The sequence below is a fragment of the Variovorax paradoxus genome (assembly GCF_024734665.1).
Classification (GTDB): Bacteria; Pseudomonadota; Gammaproteobacteria; order Burkholderiales; family Burkholderiaceae_C; genus Variovorax.
Genome location: NZ_CP102931.1, coordinates 5,608,733 through 5,628,227, shown reverse-complemented (window position 1 = coordinate 5,628,227; position 19,495 = coordinate 5,608,733). Strand labels below are relative to the sequence as shown.

Below are 19,495 nucleotides of genomic sequence, written 5' to 3'. Positions count from 1 at the left end.
CGTTGGCTTCTTTCGGCTACACGAAGTTGACGGGAACCGACGCAACCGAAGTAATTGCACCGCTACCTGCAGCGTTGACGATCGGTACGACGAACATGCGCTCGGAAGGCAGGCGACGAGGGTTGGGCTCGTTGCCACGCATGCCTGTCCATGGACCAATGCCGTTTTCGCCCTCGACCTCCTGGAGGCGTGTGATCTCAATATCGGTAGGTTCAAAGATGGTCGGCAACATCCGCAGAGGGCGCACCCCTGCGAGACAGTGGGCGGTATAGCCGCGATTGTTGGCCGCGATCCACTTTTGCTGTACCCCATGCAAGAAAATTCGAATCGGAATCTGGTCGGGCGAATAGGTCCCTTGCTGAATGCGGGTCTGTACCGTCGCCAAAGTGCTGTTGGCGAGGTCGCCAGGAAAACCCGGCAGTTGCTCCTGATTGATGTTGAACGTTTGAAATCCGGGAGCAATCCGCTGTTGCCCGAACAGAGGTCTCAGCGGTTCCCCCTTGCTGAATGCTCGCAGCTCCAACTTCGTTTGCACGAAGGTGGCATGCATGTTGGGTGGCAGTGTGATCGCTTCCAGACGGTCAAGGACGATCCTGGCCCACGCTCGGCGGTATAGGTTCGTGGCAAGGGTGTCTATAGCAAACGTTGCAAGATCATGTCGCAACCATTCGAGCCTGTTGCGCGCGGGTGATGGCATCAGATTCGAGATCGTTGTGTCAAGAAGATTGAGATAGTCATCCAGCTTGTCTGTGTTCATACCGGCTCTGGCTAGTAGTGATTTGTCCCGCGTCCACGAAGCCCGCTTCTTTGCCCTGACACCGAGGGCGCATGGCGGAACACAGGCGCTGCGGGTGCCGGGTGTAAAGATGGGTGATACCGGATGCTACGGAGTCCCGGTGCCCAGTTAAATACCCGAAAACAAGTAGCGTCGGCGCGTGGCGGGATCACGGAGCGAGTCGCTGTGATCGGGCCGGTCGGCGCCATGATGTAGATCCTGCCGCGCCCTTCGCTGCGGGCTAATTTGGCTTCCCAGGTGGCTGCATTCAGCGTGGCGCTCAGGTAGACGTAGGCCGCCTTCTTCCCCTTGCCGTAGTTGAGCTGTATCCGAGTTCGATCAGGTTTCCCGGCTTCAGGTTGCCCCACATCGCCGAGCAGGGTGCCCTGCTGGCTGAGGTCGCCGCGGGCCGCATCCGTACGACGGCGAACGCGAGCGGCACCATCAACGCCGCACTCCTGCGAGTCTTTGGATGCCATCCGAGGTACCGAGCCTTTCGACATGAGCGACAGCTCGAGTGCCTCGGACGTATAACTGCTGCTTGCGCAGATCGTGCAGATCAAGACTGAAGCGGTGTCGCAACAGAATGTCTTGACCGGCCGACCGCATTACTTGGGTGAGTAGGTCATCTTCGTCGCGATCATTGGCGACTTCGGATCGATTCCCTTGAGCACCTGACCTCTATAGGGACCTTCGGACGCTTGCCAAAGTTCGCTCACGGTGACTTTCGCCAGCGGGGCGGAGCCCACAGTGATTTTCAAAGAGAACTTGCATGTATTGAAGGTTCCCAGCGGCGTTTCCAACTTCTCCCGACCGTAATAGATGAGTTCGCCAGTTGCCGGGGCGGAACTTGTCGAATCAATGCGGCCATCAATGGTTTCTGTTTTTGTGAAGGAAATCTGTTGCTTGACGACCTGTCCAGGCTTCATGTCGACCGGGAACGAGAATGGCGGCGCATAGGCTTGGGAAGAGTAGAAAACCCGCTCTGAAGGAGGAGTCGCGGGCTGTGGCGGCGTCACCTTGGTCTTTTGTGTCGTCGCTTTGCCATAGAGCAAGATACTGCCGCTGACAAAATCCTTGTATTCCTTCTTGACGGTACTTTGCTCAAACTGCGGGAGGTTAAGAGCCTCCGAGCCGACGTTGAATGCAACCGGTTTGGCGCCGGCAAATGGCTCACGTCCTTCAGTCACACTCTTTCTGCGGAAAGGCAGAGCCGTCGAACTAGCCCCCGCTTTCACAGCCTCGAACTCCACGGTAGTGCCTTCGCGAAAGTCGGCTTCGTTGAAACATGGAGCTGAACTCTCTACGGCAGGCGGCGCGGGCAGCTCAGCAGGGGCGGGTGCAGGCGCAATTGGCAGCACGGGAAGTCCACCGCCACCACTTCCTCCTCCACATGCGGAAATCGCTGCAGCCGTTGCTGCAATGGAAAGCAACCGTGCACACGGCAAGATGGCGGTTTCTGTTCTTCTCATAAATCCTCCGGTTTTTGACAAACATTAATAATTGCTATTTTTTGCACTGTTCGATAGAGAGTGCAGTTGGCTTTTATTGCAACTGCATTGCGAAAATATTACGACTGGCCTCAGCCCCTTGACGGCAACATTTGATGTCTGCGGAAATGAGAAAAAAATCACGCAACATCACCAGAAAGAGATGTGGCGGACTTTAGGTTTTTCCTCGCCGGCCAATGTCGCCCGGCGTTGCAGGAAGGCCGTAACTGCGTGAGTTGCAATGGTGTTTACGACTCTGGCTGTCAGGTCCCAACCTGGAGGGGCGGATCCGGCACGTGGTTGGTGTGCTTGAGTTCTAGAGAATATTGAACTTGAACAATTGAGAGGCCGTTCATGCGTGAAGAAGTCCAATACGACCGCGCTGCCGACATACCCGGCCTCGTCCTGAGCACGGCCCGGTTCGCTGAGTTCCGGTTCGAGCCTCACTACCACCTGGACTGCCACATAGCGCTCGTCACCGATGGCGTGCAGCGCCAGACTTACCAGGGTGAGTCGCTGCTGCTTTCACGCGGCGCAATCCAGTTGATGCCCCCGGGTGAGGTTCATGACGGAACGGCGGGCGCGGATGAGTCGTACACGCTGCACACTTTCCGCATCTCGCCTGCACTGCTGGCGGGCCTGGGTGAAGAAGTTACCGGCAGGCACTACCTTCCCTCCCAGCCCGCCATGGTGCTTCGGGACGCTCACCTCGCAAACGAGCTGCTGAGGGCGCATGCAAGCCTTCGGCGCGCATCGGCCGATCCGCTGCTGAACGAAGCCCGCGTGATGGACTTGTTCGAGTCCATCTTTTCCCGCCTGCTGCGCCCCGCGCCCCAGATCGTCGCCGGGACTTTGTCGCCGCAGCAGTTCGGACTTGCCCGGGACTTCATGGAGGCGAATATTGCCGACAAGATCGTCCTGGAAGACATGGCCGTCCTGCTTGGCCTGGAGCGTTTTCGATTCCTGAAGCTCTTCAAGCGCACAGTCGGCATGACGCCCCACGCCTGGTTGCTGCGCTTGCGGCTCGAGCGCGCAGTGGAGCTGATCCGGGTGAACCACGACATGGCAATCACCGATGTTGCGCACGCCGTCGGGTTCTTCGATCAGAGCCATTTCACCCGCGCGTTCAGTCGGGCTTACGGCGTGACCCCGGCGCGCTTTCAGCGGCCCGGCGTCAATTTTTTACAAGGCGACTTCGTCATCGGTCAGTAGTCTTCCGTGTCTTGGCATCCATCCAACTGCACGGCACCGAATGACCACCTTCAGTTTTCTCGACGACTACAGCGAGGGCGCGCATCCCGACATCCTGCGCGCGCTCACCGACTCCAACCTGGTGCAGCAGGCGCCCTACGGAGACGACGCCTACTCAGCACAGGCCAAGGCGCAAATCAGGTCGCGCCTGGGCGAGGGCTTCGATGGCGCGATCCACTTCGTCGCCAGCGGGACCATGGCAAACATCGTCTCGATATCGAGCTGCCTTCGCCCCCATGAAGCCGTGATTGCCGTGGGCTCCGGCCACATCGTCGTGCGCGAGGCCGGTGCCATCGAGGCGACCGGGCACAAGCTCATCGTGGTTCCGGCGGTCGATGGAAAGATCACCCCGCAGGCAATCGAGGAGGCGCTTGCCTCCAACGCGCACTTTCCGCACATGGCCAAGCCGCGGCTCATCTACCTTTCCAACGCGACGGAAACGGGCACCATCTACACGCTCGCGGAGCTGCAGAAAATCTCGGCCCTTGCCAGGCAGCGGGGCCTTCTACTTTTTCTCGACGGTGCGCGCCTTGGTGCCGCACTGGCTTCGCACAAGAACGACGCGAGCCTGGCCGACATTGCCGCGCTGGCCGACATTTTCTGGATTGGCGGGACCAAGGTCGGTGCGCTGCTGGGAGAGGCCATCGTGGTCTGCAACCCTGCGCTGAAGGAAGACTTCGCAATTCATCTCAAGCAGCGCGGCGGCATGCTGGCGAAGGGGCGGTTGCTGGGCATCCAGTTCCAGGAGCTGTTCGGCGCCGCCAATCTGTTCACGTCGATGGCGCGGCACGCCAATGCAATGGCGGCGAAGCTTGCATCCGGCATCACCTTGGCGGGCCACGCACTGGCTGCGGATACCGAGACCAATCAGGTGTTTCCCATCCTGCCGGACCCGGTGATCGCTGCGTTGCAGAAAGACTTCGCGTTCTATGTGTGGGGAAGGGCGAACGACGGCCACTCCGTGATCCGCCTGGTCACCTCATGGGCAACGGACGAAAGCCAGGTCGACTTGTTCCTGTCTCGTCTCGCCATTGCCGGTAGCGGTGCGTGAGCCGCCGCGTTCTTGCAAGCATCAAGACCGTGCTGACGAGCGGCGAAGAGGTCCGCTGATTAGATCGCCCTTCGCAGCGCCTGACTAGCCGGTCTTCAAAGGCCCGGCAAACCTGTAAGCACTGAGGATGATTCCGGACGGCATTGCTTTCGTGCTGACGAGTTCGAAGGAGCGCGGTGGCGTTCCCTCCGCAAAGAGGCGCTTCCCGGTGCCCAGCAGGACCGGATAGACGACCAGCATTGCTTCATCTGCAAGCCCATGCTCGAGCAGCGTCGATGTCAGCGTGGAGCTGCCCCAGAGGACGAGGTCAGGGCCGGCCTGAGACTTGATGCGTTGAATGCTCTCGACGATGTCCGGTCCAAGGCCTTCGAACGGGCCCCACTCCAGGCTTTCCGGACGGTGGGTAACGACATACTTGGTGGCCGCATTCAAGCTATCCGCCATCGGGCTGCTCGGTGCCTTTGGCCAGAAGCCCGACCACATGTCGTAGGTGCGACGGCCGAGCAGCAGATCGAAGCGCCCGCCGTGCGCGGCGAAGACTTCATCCCGGCCCGCGGGAGTCCGATAGGGTGCGGTCCAGTCAGCGTAGGGAAAGTCGTCTTCGCCGGAGGACTGGATTACGCCGTCCAGCGAGATGTGCTCCATGATCTTGAGCTTTCTCATTCGGGTCTCCTTGCTTGGGGCCGATAGTACCCATCCGCACGAAACAGGATGACAAGTCCGGAAATCAGAAAGTACACAGCCCCGACAGCCGCATAGCCGCCAAAGGTTTGCACAACGGGCGCCGCACTGCCTTGCTGCGCCACAAAAAATCCCCCGGCCAGCGCAGACTGCGCCCCGCTCAGCATCATCACCCACTGCCCTCGATCGCTCTTGCGGCGACGAATGGCCGTCGCCAGTTGAAGCAGGCCCGCAACGATGGCCCACACCCCGAAGATCACCAAAATGATCTGCAGCTCGAGCACAAGCGAAACCACCACGGCAACCGTGACCAGCCCGCTCATCCAGGCATTCAGGACCTGCGTGGGGTTGGCCTTTGCACCCCCCGTCATCCTGGCGTCCAGCAGGTTTGCCAGCGCATCCCATGCGGGATAGACGATCAGCAGTCCGCTTGCGAGTGCGGGCGACCCCTTGGCTACGGTGAACGCCAGCGCGACCCACGCGAAGGAAAAGGCGGCGCGAATGAAGTAGAGCTTGCGCAGCCACGCGGCTCGTTGAAGAGGGGACTGGTTGGTGTTGGACATGGCATTGGCGGTGAAGACCGCGAGATCGGGTAGGTAGGAAGGTCGCAGCCCCTTGAGCGGGGTCGGTGCAGGAGATTCTGTTTTGGCGGCACCAGGCGCGGTATCGGTCGAATGACCGACAGGCCCCGAAAAAGAGCGACTGTGCGATGCTGGGCTTTTGCCGCAGCCATTTCATGTCCGACGACACGACCATTGCCGTTTTCGACGCAGTCCGCGCGCTTGCTTTCATCGGCGACCTGAGCATGGGCCAGCCGACCGACCATTCGCTGCGCACCGCGTGGCTTGCCGGAATGATCGCGACGCAGGCCCGCTGCGACCCAGCGCAGGTCGAGGCCGCCCGGCACGTCGCGCTGCTGCGCTGGTCGGGGTGCACTGCCAATGCCCAGGAGTTCGCGGACTTTCTGGAGGACGACGTGCAGGGGCGAAGCGCCCTTCTTGCATCGCAAAAGCCGCGAATGGCGCAGCAGCCGCCTCGCAGCGTGCCCATTCCCAACGCTATGCTCGTCATGGCCAACATCCATTGCGAAATCGCCGGCGACATCGCGAACACGCTGGGCCTGGGTTCCGATACCGAAGCGGCGCTGCGCGCCATCTTCGAGACCTACGACGGCGGCGGCGTGCCCGGCCTTCTGCAAGGCAACGACATGCCGCTTGCGACGTACGTCGTAGCCCTGGCGAGCGACCTCGAGATTTTCAGCCGCCTGTACGGGCTAGACGAAGCGCTCGCGCTGGCCCACGGACGCGCGAACAGCGTCTACCCCGGCTTCCTTGTCGATGCCAGCGCACCGCGGGTCTCGACGTGGATGAAAGCGCTGGATTCCGCCGCCCCGCCGTGGACTGACGTTACCGACCAGCCCCCTTCGATGCTTCGACGCGTCGGGCTGGAGCTCGTGGGCGACGTGATCGATCTCAAGCTTCCCTGGATGACGGGTTACTCGCGTCGCGTGGCCCAACTGGCGCGCGATTGCAGCGCGCGTGCCGGCCTGGACGAGGCCTTGTGCCACCGCACGTACAAGGCTGCGTTGATCCACGGCATCGGGCGGGCGTCGGTGCCCAACGCCATCTGGAATGCGCCCGAACCGCTGCCAGCCTCGTCACTGGAACGCCTGCGGCTCGTGCCGTACTGGACCTCCCGCGCCGCCGGACAGATCGACGGACTCGCGCTCGAAGCAGAAATCGCATCCTTCGCCTTCGAAAGGCGCGATGGCTCCGGCTATTTCCGCGGCCGATCGGGTGCGGCGATGCCGCAGGAGGGGCAGATCGTTGCCGCAGCCGAGCAGTGGGTTTCTCTTCGAACCCGCCGTCCGTGGCGAGCGGCGTTCACCGAAGCAGAGGCGCTCGATCGCATGAAGGAAGAGGCCGAGGCGGGCCGCTTCGACCAGGAAGTCGTCGCTGCGTTGCTCGCCAGTGTTCTGTCGCATACGTATACGCATATGCCCGCGAAGCCTGTGGCGCCGGCGCGCGGCGAGCAGTCTCTGTCAGAGCGCGAACTGGAAGTTCTGCGCTGCATCAGCCGGGGCGACAGCACCAAGCAGGTTGCTCGTGCGCTGGGCATCAGTCCGCGCACGGTGCGAACGCATGTCGAACGTCTGTTCCTCAAGCTCGAATGTTCGACGCGAGCGGCCGCTACTTTGAAGGCAGCGACCAGAGGGCTTATCTGACGAGACCTCGGGCATGGGTGACCCCAGTCCTTGCGGGACTCCTGAGCAAGCTCGCCACGCTCCCGGCCAATGCAGCCAGGGCCGCCACTGCCAGGCCCCAGTGCACTGCGCTGTGGGGCGGCAGCAGCCCGAACATCAAACTCATCAACAGGCTGCCGAGCGTCAACCCCGTGAGTCGGGCGGTGCCTTGTGCGCCACCGGCCGCGCCGCTGCGCTCCCTGGGTGCCGAAAGCAGCATGTTCTGGTTGTTGGGCGTCTGGAAGAAGCCGAAGCCCAGGCCGGCAAGGCTCGTGAACACGGCGATCGGCAAAGCCGGGTTGCTGCCGTGCAGCGGCCACAAGGCGCACAGCGCCAGCCCACTCGCGAAACACGCACTTCCGGCCGCGCAGAGCCATGCGCTCGGCACGCGCTGGGCCAGGCGTGCCGACAGCGGCGCGGCCAGCATCACCGCCAGAGGCCAGGGGGTCATCAAGAGGCCGGTGGTCACCGCGCTCTGGCCCAGCTCGTGCTGGATGTAGAACGGCAGCGCGACAAGGCTGGCCATCTGGCCGGTGAAGCAGCACACGGAGGCAATGACCGAGACCCGAAAGGAATGCACGCGCAGCAGGTCGAGCGGGATCAACGGTGCCGCCTTCGGCATCTCGCGCCGTACCAACAGGACCATGCAAACGGCCGACAACACGAGCAACGCGCCGCCGTGCAACGGATGCACCACGAGCCGGTCGCTCCCGAGCACGAAGGAGGCGAACATGACCGCGTTGAGCGCGATGCTCCACACGTCGATGCGGCGCTCCGAGCGCGGCGGGCTCGGCAGCCCCGCGCAGGCGGCGAGCACGACGAGACCGATCGGCAGATTCACCGCAAAGAGCCACGGCCAGCTTGCCGCGGAGAGTATGAAAGCGCCAAGGGTGGGGCCCGACGCGGAAGCGGCCGCGACGGCGAGCGCATTCCAGGCGATCGAGCGCGCCAGCAATCGACGCGGATAAGTGAAGCGCAACAACGCCAGCCCAAGGGGCATCACGGCCGCACTGCCCAGGCCCTGAAGGCACCTCGCGGCCACGAGCCATGGCAGCGATGGGGCCAACGCGCACAACACCGACGCCGCGGTGAACAGCGCGACGCCGCCAGCGAACACGTGCCGATACCCGAACCGCTCCCCGACAGCGGAAGCCGGCAACAGGAACATGACCACGGCCAGCTGGTAGGCGGTGATGATCCAGACGGCATCGGCGGGTGTCGCCTGCAGTTGCTGGGCAATGCCTGGCAGCGCAATGTTGGCAATGGCGCCGTCGAGCACCACCAACACGCCCGCACCCAGGATCGCGGCGACGGCTGCGAAGCGCCGCGGCAGAGGCAGGCCATCGGCGTCATGCACCGCGTTCACGTCGTTCACCTCTTGGGTTTCGACGGTGCGGGCAATGATGGGAGAAGAGTTCGGTCGAAGCGTGGAGGACAACATGATTGGGCAACTGGAAGAGGCACGCTCTATTGCGCCAAGCCAGCTTAGAACCGCACACACGGCTTGCCCAGCGCGTGGCGCGCAGCTTGTTCCTGCATGCGGCGCCTGTCGAAACCATCGCAGCCGTGCTAGGTTTCGGGCATGCCAACAGATGCCGACCTGAACCTGCTGTTTGCGTTGAACGCACTTCTTTCCGAGGGCAGCGTCGCGAAGGCCGCCGAGCGCCTGGGCCTGAGCGAATCGGCCATGAGCCGGGCGCTCGCGCGATTGCGGGAATCGACCGGGGACGAGCTGCTCGTGCGCGCGGGTCGCGCCATGGTGCTCACGCCGCATGCACTGGCACTGCGCGACCGTGTCAGGGAGCTGGTGCAGGAGTCACGCGCGGTGCTTCAGCCCGCCGGCGCGAGCATGGACCCTCGCACGCTTCGGCAACTGTTCACCATACGGGCCAACGATGGTTTCATCGAAGGCTTCGCGCATCGGCTCGTGGCTCGCACGGCGCACGAAGCGCCCGGCGTTCGCCTGCGCTTCGCGCCCAAGCCCGACAAGGACGTTCGTCCTCTTCGCGAGGGATTGATCGATCTGGATGTCGGCGTTCTCGGCGAGGCGGGCCCGGAGGTGCGCGTTCAGGCGCTCTACCGCGACCGCTTCGTCGCCGCGGTGCGGGAGGGCCATCCCCTGCTCGCCGAACCCGGGATCACTGCCGAGCGCTACGCCGTTTGCGACCACGTGGTCACTTCACGCCACGGCCGGACTGTGGGACCGGTGGATGACGCTCTCGCAGCGATGGGCCTGGTGCGCAATACCGCAGTCGTCGTGCCCAGCTTCAGCACCGCCTTGTCGATAGCGGCCGCGACCGACCTGGTGGCGCTGATACCGTCTTCGTACTTCGAGCACCTGAGGGCGCGTGGCACGCTGCGCTCGTTCCCGCTGCCGATGCCCACGGAGCAGATCACCGTGTCGCAGATGTGGCATCCGCGCCTTGATCGGGAACCCGCGCATCGGTGGCTGCGCGGAGTGGTGCTGGAGGTTTGCCGGCCGCTGAATGAGCAAACAGGAGCGGCGTGAGTTGGGTCAGGGCGTGGTGGAAGTCGCCGTGGTGGCTTGAGTCATCACGGTGGCCCATGCACCGTCGATGCGCTTCCAGACTTCCACTACCCATAGCCCGCCGCTGAAAAAGCGAGTGACTACAAGATCGCCTTGCTGTTCGTGTTGCTCACGTTCGCGCGGGACATAGGGCCGCTGCTTCTGCGTTTGAAGGTTGCCGATCCGTTCGGCCCGAGACATGAACTGGCCGTTCTGCTGGACAGTCGTGAAGTCGCTCGCGGTGTACTTGCCCCACTGCGCCGGATCGACGGCATAGAAGGCTTCGTCTCGTGTACGCATGGCGGCTTGCAAGTCAGGAGGGAGCATGTTTGTGTCGGTCATGAGAGCACTGTAGCGTCCACAGTCGCCGCCGCGAATACCGCGACGGGCAGGAGGCTGAGCTTCTCCACTTGTGCCCACTATGGAGTCCAGTGCGACCTGCAAGGCATAAGATGCCCCTCATGTCATCCGTTAGACCTCGGAGTGCCATTCATGCCAAGTGAACTCACGCCAGTAAAGCCGGTTGCTCTCCCCACGCAGTCTGCCGTCGCTACTATTTATGAATCAACGAATCTCGCAGACGCATTTGCGGTTCAACTTCCTTTTGGCGCCTCTAGCGATCCAGAGGTCCTGTGGCGATTCCTTATTTCGCAGCAGCCATCCTGGATCGGATGGCTCACCAACGCCCGGGATGCAATCGTTGCGTGCTTTGGTCTGAAGACCGCCAAGCACCTCGCGACTCTCTCCAGCGAAGCCAACGCCGACCGCATTGGCATCTTCAAGGTCTACGGCAAAAGCGAAACCGAGATCGTCTTGGGCGAGGACGACAAGCACCTCGATTTCAGACTGTCGGTACTCCACACGCCCGACTTGTCTCCAACGCTCGGTGGTCAACTGACTGTCTCAACCGTCGTCCACTGCCACAACCTCCTGGGCCGAGCCTACATATTGGTTATCGCTCCTTTTCATCGCCAGGTTGTGAAAGCCAGTCTTCGTCGCGCTGCACATATTGGTTGGCCCAAGGCAGCCGCGAGATAGAGGCGTGCTGTATCCGTTGCACCGAGGCCCAAGGATGTTCTCCGCAACACGTGCTGCGAGTAAGCCGGGCGCGGCAGCGCCGATTGTCCGTTCCGGCTTGTCAATCCAACAAGCGTTTGCCGTCTATTCGGGTGTGGATGCGGCTCCTAGACTGCGTGGATATTGCGTCCGCGCAGCCAACCAAGGAGAACCCGATGAAGCATTTCGCCGCAGCCGCGCTGGCCCTTTCGATGTTGCCGCCCGTGGCGGCCGCCGAGCCCGAGTTGCAGATTTCCCGGGCCGGCACACGCACGGCGAACAGTGCGCCTGCACAGAATTTCACCGGGAGCGTCCGTGTCGAGATGCTCTACACGCCGGCCGGGCCTGAGCGCACGTCCGCCGGCTCGGTGAGCTTCGCCGCCGGTGCGCGCACTGCGTGGCACACACATCCGCTGGGGCAGACCTTGATCGTCACCGCTGGCGTCGGGCGCGTGCAGCGCCTCGGCGGCCCGATCGAAGAGATCAAGGTAGGCGACGTCGTGCACATTCCGCCGGGCATGAAGCATTGGCATGGGGCCGCTCCCACCAGCGCGATGACGCACATCGCCATCACGGAAGCTCTCGATGGCAAGGCGGTGGATTGGCTTGAGCAGGTCAGCGATGCGCAGTACGGCGCGCCGCAGGCTGCTGCAGCCGCTGGGCCGGCGCAGCCATCGCAGGCCCAGCGCCTGCTTGGCGACGTCGCTCCGAAGCTGGCTCAGCTCACCGACGACGTGCTGTTCGGCGACGTGTGGGCACGGCCGGGTCTCTCGCCGCGCGACCGGAGCCTGGTCACCGTGAGTGCGCTCATCGCAATGAATCGGCCCGACCAGCTGCGCTCGCACATGTCCCGCGCGCTCGACAACGGTTTGTCCAAAGACGAGCTGGTCGAGGCACTGACGCACCTCGCCTTCTATGCCGGCTGGCCCAACGCGGTGACGGCAACCGGCGTTGCCCGCGAAGTGTTCGCGACGCGGCCTTGATGAAAGGACTCGATATGCAGTACGTGACTTTGAACAATGGCGTACGGATGCCGCTCCTCGGCTTCGGCGTCTTCCAGATTGCCGACCCGGCGCAGTGCGAGCAAAGCGTGGTCGATGCCATTGAAACCGGCTATCGCCTGATCGACACGGCAGCTTCGTACATGAACGAAGAGGCTGTCGGCAAGGGACTGCGCCGCAGCGGCGTGGCACGAGACCAGCTGTTCGTCACGACGAAGCTCTGGGTCGAGGACAACGGCTACGAGCGCACCCTGCTGGCCATCGACAAGTCGCTGCGCCGCCTCCAGCTCGACTACCTCGACCTGTACCTGATCCATCAGCCCTTCGGCGACGTGCACGGATCGTGGAGGGCGATGGAAGCAGCCCACAAGGCCGGCAAGCTCCGCGCTATCGGCCTGAGCAACTTCCACCCTGACCGGCTGATGGACATCAAGGTTTTCAACGAAGTGGCGCCCGCGGTGAACCAGGTGGAAGTGAACCCTTTCCATCAGCAGACCGACAGCGCGACGTTCATGCACGACAACGGAGTGCAAGCCGAGGCGTGGGCGCCGTTCGCCGAGGGCCGCAACAACCTGTTCGGTAACGAGGCCCTGCTGGACATCGGCGGAAAGTACGGCAAGTCGGTCGGGCAGGTCGTGCTGCGCTGGCTTGTTCAGCGCGGCATCGTGGCGCTCGCCAAGTCGGTGCGCAAGGAGCGGATGGTCGAGAACCTGGACGTCTTCGATTTCGAGCTGGATGAGTCGGACATGGCTCGCATCGCAGAGCTCGAAACCGGCACGAGCAGCTTCTTCTCGCATCGCGATCCGGCAATCGTCAAGTGGATGAGCGAACGGCGGCTCGGCGTCTGAGATGCACTCCGGGCAGAACAATTCGCCAGTGGCTGGCGTACTCATTGCCGCTGCGCTGGCGCTCGCGACCTGCGTGGTGCCCGCCCATGCGGCCGACGACAGAAACGCGCAGCCGGCTGCGCTGATGATCAAGGAACAGGGCAGCTTCGCCGTCGGCGGCACGGTGATCCGCAGCCCCGGAGCAGAGGGCCAGACTTTGCACGGCGATCATGCGCGTGTCTTCTATCAGGTGCCGGTCGACGCCCGCAAGCTTCCCCTCGTGATGTGGCACGGCTTCGGGCAGTTCGGCAAGACATGGGAGACCACCGCCGATGGCCGGGAGGGCTACCAGACCATCTTCCTGCGACGCCGCTTCCCGGTCTACCTGGTCGACCAGCCCCGGCGCGGCGGTGCGGCGCGAAGCACGGTGGGCACGACCATCAGCGCTGCACCGGACGACCAGCGCTGGTTCAACATGTTCCGCCTGGGCCGCTGGCCCGACTTCTTCGCGGGCGCGCAGTTCTCGCGAGATCCCGAGGCGTTGAACCAGTACTTCAGGCAGATGGTTCCGGACACCGGGCCGTTCGACGCGAAGGTCGCGACCGATGCCGTTTCGGCGCTCTTCGACCGCATCGGTCCAGGGGTGCTCGTCACTCATTCGCAGAGCGGCGGGCTGGGATGGATAGCCGCGATGAAGAACCCCAATGTGCGCGCGGTCGTGTCCTATGAGCCGGGCAGCGGCTTCGTTTTTCCCGAAGGCGAGGTGCCTGCGCCGATGCAGAGCATGACGGGCCCGCTCGAAGGATTCGCGGTGCCGAAGGCGGAGTTTGCGAAGCTGACGCGGATTCCGATCGTCGTCTACTACGGCGACAACATTCCCGAGGAGCCCTCGAAGAACTTCGGCGAGGACAACTGGCGCGTGCGGCTGGCGATGGCCCGGCTGTGGACGGAAGCGATCAACCGCCACGGCGGCGACGCAACGCTGGTGCATCTGCCGGAGCTCGGCATCCGCGGCAATACGCACTTCCCGTTCTCCGATCTCAACAACGTGCAGGTTGCGGACCTGATGTCCGGGTTTCTCGCGCGGAAGGGCCTGGACTGAGTTGGCCTTGCCCCAAGGCCGCCTACAGCTCGAACCACTCCCAGCGCTTGAAAGCCCTTGGCGTCGGCGAACACCTGCATGTACGTTCCGCCGCGCCGCTCGATGACTGCGAACGCAGTCGTCTTGTCTTTCAGCAACGGAATCCAGCGACGGATGTTGGCTTCGTTCGCCGCCTCCGCCACGCCGAAATCAGGGCAATCCAGCATGGGCTGCTGGCGGGCAAAAACCTGCGCCAGCCCGGGAGCCGTCCATGCATTCAATCGCAGGGGTTCGCAAAGACTGCCGGCAAGCTCCACGGCACTGCGTTTGATTGCATCGCTCGCGGCGTGATCCTCGGTGCCTCCATGGAGCAGGTCGATGTACTCGTGAAGTTGCATGAGCCTCGAAGGAGGCGGCTTCGGTTTGCGAGAAAGGAGCATGTGGATGCAGCTTCCATCGAGCCGGAATTCTGCGCGACGCGGCTGCAGACATCCGCCGAAACGGCTCGATGAAGTTTCTCTTGCCCTGCTACAGCCAGCAGCGCCCAGTGTCCAAAAAAGAATTAAGAAAAGAAAGGGGCCGCTGGAGAGGAGGCTGTATTTCTTACAGAAGAAGTTCGCAAACGCATGAGAAAAATGACTTGGACGGTTTTCAGGTCATATATGGGTAACGGGTCTTTACTAAAGTAGCGAACGAGTTTCGACGGGACCACGGGCATCACGGTCCCCGTCCTGCCTTGTAAGTTCAAGCATCAGGGAGATCTCACATGCCAACAGGCTCTACGCAAGTTGCGCGCGTTCTGAGCGTTTCTGCGGCTGCCATGCCCACACTCGGCGGAGAGCCGGCCCTGGAGCCGGTGGCCATCGAAGGCAGCGAAGGCCTGAGCACGCTGTTCCGTTACACCCTCACGCTCGCCACGCCCGAGCAGCCTGGCTACAACGAGCGTCAGGCCGCCAACGTGACCATCAAGCAGTTGGTCGGCGAGGCGCTCACCGCGCATGTCGTGCTGGACGGTCGTCCCGGCTCAGGCCCGGACCGGCGCCACATCTCTGGCCTGGTAACGCGTGTGAGGTTCCTGCGCCTGGAGAATCGCCGTGCGTTGTACGAAGCCGCGATCGAGCCTTGGCTGACCCTGGCGACGCGCACCAGCGACTACCGAATTTTCCAGAACCAGACCGTGCTGGACATCGTCAAGGATGTCCTCGGCAAATACGGCCTTCCCTTCGATGTGCGGGCCACCCGCAGCTACCCGCCGCGCGAATTCCAGGTGCAGTACGGTGAGACCGACTACGACTTTGTCGCACGGCTGCTGCACGAATGGGGGCTCTACTACTACTTCGAACACGAAGAGAACAATCACAGGCTGGTCGTCGTCGATGACATGGCTTCGCACCAGCCGTTCGCCCACGCGGGCTATCAGACCATTCCTTTCCATGCGACGGATGCCACCGTGCGGGAGGAGCATTGCGACCGCTTCAATGCCTGCGAGGAACTGCAAAGCGGCCGCTGGATCACCGACGACTTCGACTTCAAGCGCCCCAAGGCCGAGCTGCAGCAGGTCAGCGCAATGCCGCGCAAGACCGCACAGAACTCATGGGAGCGCTACGACTGGCCGGGCGACTACGTCGTGGAGTCCGAAGGCGAGCAGCTGGTGCGTACACGCATGGAAGAGACGGGCAGCCAGGGCGAGCGCGCCAACGGTGCGGGCAACCTGCGGGCCGTGGTGCCGGGGTACCTGATCACGCTGGAGCGGCATCCCCAGAACGAATCGAACCGGCAGTACCTTGTGACGAACACGAGTCTGCGACTGCAGGACGTGGGCGATGCGAGTTCGCAGCAGGAGTTCGAGTGCCGTGTGGAGTTCGAGGTCATTCCAACCAGCAAGGTCTACAGGGCCTCGACGCCAACGGTGCCGCGGCCACGAACCACGGGACCGCAAACCGCGATCGTCACAGGCCCGGCGGGCCGCGAGATATGGACCGACCAGTACGGCCGCGTGAAGCTGAGCTTTCACTGGAATCGCTATTGCACGAAGGACGAAAACAGCTCCTGCTGGGTACGCGTGTCCTCGCCCTGGGCCGGCACCAATTTCGGCGGCATCCAGATTCCGCGCATCGGCCAGGAGGTAATCGTCGACTTCGAGAACGGCGACCCCGACCGCCCCATCGTGACGGGCCGGGTCTACAACGCCGACAACATGCCGCCGTGGACCTTGCCGGACAACGCCACGCAAAGCGGTTTGCTCACGCGCAGTTCCGAAGGCGCAACGGATGCCAATGCCAACGCACTGCGCTTCGAGGACAAGAAGGGCCAGGAACAGGTGTGGCTGCATGCCGAGCGCAACCAGGACATCGAGGTCGAGAACGACGAAACCCACTGGGTAGGCCACGACCGCAGCAAGACCATCGACCACGACGAGACGGTTCACGTCGGGCACGACCGCACCGAGACCGTGGGCCACGACGAGACCATCACGATCGGCAACAACCGCATGGAGACGATCAAGGCCAACGAACTGTTGACCGTGCTGCAGAACATGAATCGCTTCGTGGCGCTCACCTCGTCGGAGGAGGTGGGCATAGCCAAGACCTCGCTGGTCGGCCTTACCCAGACGGTGGCCGTCGGCAAGAGCAAGAACGAAACCATCGGCGAAGACTTTTCGCTCGACGTGGGCGAGAAGCTCGTCATCACGGTTGGCAAGAGCCGGCTCGAGATGACGAAGGACGGACAGGTCACGCTCACCGGTGCCAGGTTCGACTTCCGCGCCACTGGCGCGGTGCGGATCAACGGCAAGGTCATCGATCTCTGCTGAGGCAGCGAGGGCCTCTTTCATGGCGTTGGACCCTAAGGCCGGTGCGTCGGCGTCTGCTCTCGCCACGCCAGGTAGTGCGCCATCCACCGGTTTGGGAGTGGGGCGGATTGGCCGCGTTGCGGTGATCCTGGGCAAGCCGGGGCCGAAAACGCCCGCCAGCGACGCACCACCCGAAACAGGCCGCGACGTGGGCAAGGCGATCGTGGTGTGCACCGCGCCCGATGTTTGCAAGACGCCCATCGGTTCATCGACGCCGCCCATCCCTTACCAGATCACCGGCAAACTCGGCGACGACGCCAACACATCGCAGAACGTCTTCCTTACCAGTCTCAAGGCATTCAAGTTCGACAGCGTCGTCACGCATGTCACGGGCGATGAACCTGGGGCAGCCAAAGGCGTCAAGTCGGGGACCGTTGGTGATATTGCAGAGCCCAAGACCGCCTCCACCGTCGTGCGCGTCAACGGTCAGTGGCTGGTGCGTGACGGCGACGCCTTCTGGATGAACAAGCGCAACACGGTCGGTGAGCTGATCTACAAGAAGGACCGTGACAAATACTGGCCACCCGAGGACGGACCGGCCATCGATGACAGCGAAGCGGAGGCGTTGCTGGCCAGAGCGCAGGCCGATGGGGCGGTGATCGAGTACTACGAATCGGACAAGGAGAAGACCGGCAAGGCGCGGATCACCAGCGCAGCGAGCACCGCGGGCTTCAGTTCGCTCCTGCGCACTGCGCTCGACGAAAAGCCGGTCATGCTGGCTTTTCTCGATACCGCCCCCAAAGGTCCCGTGACGGATGCGCCGACATGGCGGCCTCCGACCACCATGCCGCGCCCGAAGGTCCCGGCGCCTTTCGGAAAGGGAGGCAAGGGAGCCGGTTGGATCGGCGTGATCCTTCTGCTCAAGCCCATTGGCGACCACATCGAAGCTGCCTATGACGCGCAAAATGTGCTCGACGGCATCAACCCGCAAAATCCCCAGGAGCAGGCCATCTATGACCAGGCCCTGGACCAACTCACGGCATACAAGGAAGGTCGGCTCAACGACAGCTTCCTGTGGATTCCGGAGTACAGGACATTCGACGCCGAGGTGCGCGCGTCGGTGGAGCGGCAGATTGCAGAACTGCGAGCCCGCCCTCAACAGCAGACGACCACCGCACCGGCGCCGACACCCGAAACCGGAGGTGGAGGCGGCAAGGACGGTGGGCGGATCACCGGCGAAAAGGACGAATGCGAGCCCGAGCCCTACGACGAAAATAAGTGCTCGGAAGGAGAGGCCGCGCACCACATCATTCCGGACTTCATACTACGTGTCGGTACGCGCCTGGACCCGGGTCTTCGCATGCCCGGAGCGCCGTCGCTGGGGAACGGTCCGTCGATCTGCCTGAATAAAGACGATCACACGGAGGTGCATCGGCAGATCTCGGACGGCATGCGTGCGAAGCTGTCGAGCAACGGAACGATCACATTGAAGGACGTGCTGGACATCTCGATTGACGCACTCGACAAGGTCAAGCCCGATTGCAAGCGCCAGTTCGAAAAGCCCATAAGGGATGCGTTCAAGGACATTCCTGCCGATACGCTTGGCCGAGGCCTGATGAAAACGACCGCGGAACTTCGCGATCTGCTGACGAAATCGTGGCCCATGGATTGAAAGGACTCTCAAGGCATGGAAATACACCCTCTTATCAAGCCCGGCGCGTTTCCGCTCATGTTCGAAGCCGCGGTTGCACGTTCACGTGATGATCTTTTCCTTGCCTGTTCCAATGGAGAGGACCGCTTCGGAGGCTTTGCCCGGATGTGCCGATACCGCGGGGGGGCGAACCCGCCGTGGAATTACTTCGACTTGCCGACGACGATTTCGCGCGCGACGCTCTTCTCGCCGAAGCAGGAAGCCGGTGCATCCGCTGCGAGCACAGTGACTGCCTTCGTTTTCCTGACAGAGGAAGGCGATGTGATGCATTTGCCGATCGGCCGCGAACCCATCGCAGAGCGCATCGAGGGATCGGGGCTGTGGAGCGACGACTCCGAGGGATGGGGGACCATGAACGCGATCGCGCAGATCGACAGTCGCCTCCATGCCTGCGGCGGCGGCGGCCAGGTCTATCGGCGATCGGATGCCGGAACCTGGGAGCAGATCGGTACCGGATTGCTGCGGGGCAAGACCGAGACTGGCGGGCTCACCCTCAACGCCATAGCCGGGCCCCACGAACAGGAGGTCTACGTCGGAGGCTGGCGCGCGAACGTGAACGATGGCGTGCTGTTCTGCGGGAACAACCGTGGCTGGAAGCCCATGACGTCCAGTTTCGCGTCGATCAGCAGCATCCATGTCGAGCGCGACGATTCGATATGGGCGTGCGGTCGCCGTGGAACCGTCCTGCACGGAAATCGCATCGATGGATTCAAGGACGTTTCGGAGCTCGACGACACCCGTAGCTACGTCGATATCACGAGCTACGACGGGCAGATCTTCCTGGCGACGGAGAGAGGTCTTTACGTCCATGACAACGGCACGACGCGACGCGTCCAGACGGGGCTCGATCCAGACCATGCGGATGGCCACGTCTTGCAGGTGGTCGATGGGGTGCTGTGGTCCATCGGCTATGCCGACATCGTGCGCTTCGACGGATCGCGTTGGGAGCGTATTGCGTTCCCAGGCAATCCGTCGATCCGGTGAATAGCTGTGACATTGTCGAAGCGCAAC

At 62.8% G+C, this 19,495-nt stretch carries 19 protein-coding genes; 12 read left to right on the top strand and 7 right to left on the bottom strand.

Annotation, left to right across the window (positions count from 1 at the left end):
- Window positions 1–16: 16 nt before the first annotated feature.
- The 3 genes from NWF24_RS26550 to NWF24_RS26545 all read right to left on the bottom strand — a co-directional run bounded on the left by NWF24_RS26550 (window position 17) and on the right by NWF24_RS26545 (window position 2,247).
- Window positions 17–757: a hypothetical protein gene (locus NWF24_RS26550; RefSeq protein WP_258351157.1), complete on the bottom strand. Its 741-nt coding sequence runs from the start codon at window positions 755–757 to the stop codon at window positions 17–19.
- Window positions 758–768: 11 nt separating this feature from the next.
- Window positions 769–1,254, bottom strand: a complete 486-nt coding sequence (locus NWF24_RS34295; protein ID WP_375338414.1) for an NAD(+)--rifampin ADP-ribosyltransferase — start codon at window positions 1,252–1,254, stop codon at window positions 769–771.
- A 129-nt stretch (window positions 1,255–1,383) separates the two neighbouring features.
- Window positions 1,384–2,247: a hypothetical protein gene (locus NWF24_RS26545; RefSeq protein WP_258351156.1), complete on the bottom strand. Its 864-nt coding sequence runs from the start codon at window positions 2,245–2,247 to the stop codon at window positions 1,384–1,386.
- A gap of 372 nt (window positions 2,248–2,619) precedes the next feature.
- Between NWF24_RS26545 and NWF24_RS26540 the strand changes: the two genes are divergently transcribed.
- Together NWF24_RS26540 and NWF24_RS26535 are read left to right on the top strand one after the other, a co-directional pair.
- On the top strand, window positions 2,620–3,477 hold the full coding sequence (locus tag NWF24_RS26540; RefSeq protein ID WP_258351155.1) for an AraC family transcriptional regulator: 858 nt from the start codon (window positions 2,620–2,622) through the stop codon (window positions 3,475–3,477).
- 40 nt (window positions 3,478–3,517) lie between these two features.
- The gene (locus NWF24_RS26535; protein WP_258351154.1) at window positions 3,518–4,567 is read left to right on the top strand and encodes a threonine aldolase family protein; all 1,050 of its coding nucleotides are present in this window, start codon (window positions 3,518–3,520) and stop codon (window positions 4,565–4,567) included.
- Between the two features lie 84 nt (window positions 4,568–4,651).
- Here the strand turns inward: NWF24_RS26535 and NWF24_RS26530 are convergent, their stop codons facing one another.
- Both NWF24_RS26530 and NWF24_RS26525 read right to left on the bottom strand, forming a co-directional pair.
- A complete protein-coding gene (locus NWF24_RS26530; RefSeq protein WP_258351153.1) occupies window positions 4,652–5,230 on the bottom strand; it encodes a dihydrofolate reductase family protein in 579 nt (192 codons plus the stop codon).
- On the bottom strand, window positions 5,227–5,811 hold the full coding sequence (locus tag NWF24_RS26525) for a DUF308 domain-containing protein (RefSeq protein WP_258351152.1): 585 nt from the start codon (window positions 5,809–5,811) through the stop codon (window positions 5,227–5,229). The genes NWF24_RS26530 and NWF24_RS26525 overlap by 4 nt, the downstream gene beginning before the upstream one ends.
- A gap of 173 nt (window positions 5,812–5,984) precedes the next feature.
- Here NWF24_RS26525 and NWF24_RS26520 point away from each other — a divergent pair, with 173 nt between their 5' ends.
- On the top strand, window positions 5,985–7,472 hold the full coding sequence (locus NWF24_RS26520; protein WP_258351151.1) for an HD domain-containing phosphohydrolase: 1,488 nt from the start codon (window positions 5,985–5,987) through the stop codon (window positions 7,470–7,472).
- Here NWF24_RS26520 and NWF24_RS26515 read toward each other — a convergent pair.
- Window positions 7,465–8,931 (bottom strand): MFS transporter, encoded by a 1,467-nt coding sequence (locus NWF24_RS26515; RefSeq protein ID WP_258351150.1) that lies wholly within the window; start codon window positions 8,929–8,931, stop codon window positions 7,465–7,467. The genes NWF24_RS26520 and NWF24_RS26515 overlap by 8 nt on opposite strands.
- A gap of 141 nt (window positions 8,932–9,072) precedes the next feature.
- On the opposite strand from NWF24_RS26515, the gene NWF24_RS26510 reads away from it, so the two are divergent.
- Window positions 9,073–9,999 (top strand): LysR family transcriptional regulator, encoded by a 927-nt coding sequence (locus NWF24_RS26510; protein WP_258351149.1) that lies wholly within the window; start codon window positions 9,073–9,075, stop codon window positions 9,997–9,999.
- A gap of 6 nt (window positions 10,000–10,005) precedes the next feature.
- Here NWF24_RS26510 and NWF24_RS26505 read toward each other — a convergent pair whose 3' ends face one another.
- On the bottom strand, window positions 10,006–10,359 hold the full coding sequence (locus NWF24_RS26505; protein WP_258351148.1) for a nuclear transport factor 2 family protein: 354 nt from the start codon (window positions 10,357–10,359) through the stop codon (window positions 10,006–10,008).
- 150 nt (window positions 10,360–10,509) lie between these two features.
- Here NWF24_RS26505 and NWF24_RS26500 point away from each other — a divergent pair, with 150 nt between their 5' ends.
- The 8 genes from NWF24_RS26500 (at window position 10,510) to NWF24_RS26465 (ending at window position 19,468) form a co-directional block, all read left to right on the top strand.
- The gene (locus NWF24_RS26500) at window positions 10,510–11,055 is read left to right on the top strand and encodes a DUF2867 domain-containing protein (RefSeq protein ID WP_258351147.1); all 546 of its coding nucleotides are present in this window, start codon (window positions 10,510–10,512) and stop codon (window positions 11,053–11,055) included.
- A gap of 194 nt (window positions 11,056–11,249) precedes the next feature.
- Complete coding sequence (locus tag NWF24_RS26495; protein WP_258351146.1) at window positions 11,250–12,056, top strand: (R)-mandelonitrile lyase; 807 nt, start codon at window positions 11,250–11,252, stop codon at window positions 12,054–12,056.
- 14 nt (window positions 12,057–12,070) lie between these two features.
- The gene (locus NWF24_RS26490) at window positions 12,071–12,922 is read left to right on the top strand and encodes an aldo/keto reductase (protein WP_258355356.1); all 852 of its coding nucleotides are present in this window, start codon (window positions 12,071–12,073) and stop codon (window positions 12,920–12,922) included.
- Between the two features lies 1 nt (window position 12,923).
- Entirely contained in the window at window positions 12,924–14,003 is a 1,080-nt protein-coding gene (locus NWF24_RS26485; RefSeq protein WP_375338413.1) for an alpha/beta hydrolase, read from the top strand.
- Window positions 14,004–14,050: 47 nt separating this feature from the next.
- The gene (locus tag NWF24_RS26480) at window positions 14,051–14,494 is read left to right on the top strand and encodes a hypothetical protein (protein ID WP_258351144.1); all 444 of its coding nucleotides are present in this window, start codon (window positions 14,051–14,053) and stop codon (window positions 14,492–14,494) included.
- Between the two features lie 308 nt (window positions 14,495–14,802).
- Window positions 14,803–16,794, top strand: coding sequence for a type VI secretion system Vgr family protein (locus NWF24_RS26475; RefSeq protein WP_258351143.1), 1,992 nt, complete (start codon window positions 14,803–14,805; stop codon window positions 16,792–16,794).
- A gap of 19 nt (window positions 16,795–16,813) precedes the next feature.
- Window positions 16,814–18,445, top strand: coding sequence for a DUF4150 domain-containing protein (locus NWF24_RS26470; RefSeq protein WP_258351142.1), 1,632 nt, complete (start codon window positions 16,814–16,816; stop codon window positions 18,443–18,445).
- Between the two features lie 15 nt (window positions 18,446–18,460).
- Window positions 18,461–19,468: a hypothetical protein gene (locus NWF24_RS26465; protein ID WP_258351141.1), complete on the top strand. Its 1,008-nt coding sequence runs from the start codon at window positions 18,461–18,463 to the stop codon at window positions 19,466–19,468.
- The last annotated feature ends 27 nt before the right edge of the window (window positions 19,469–19,495 follow it).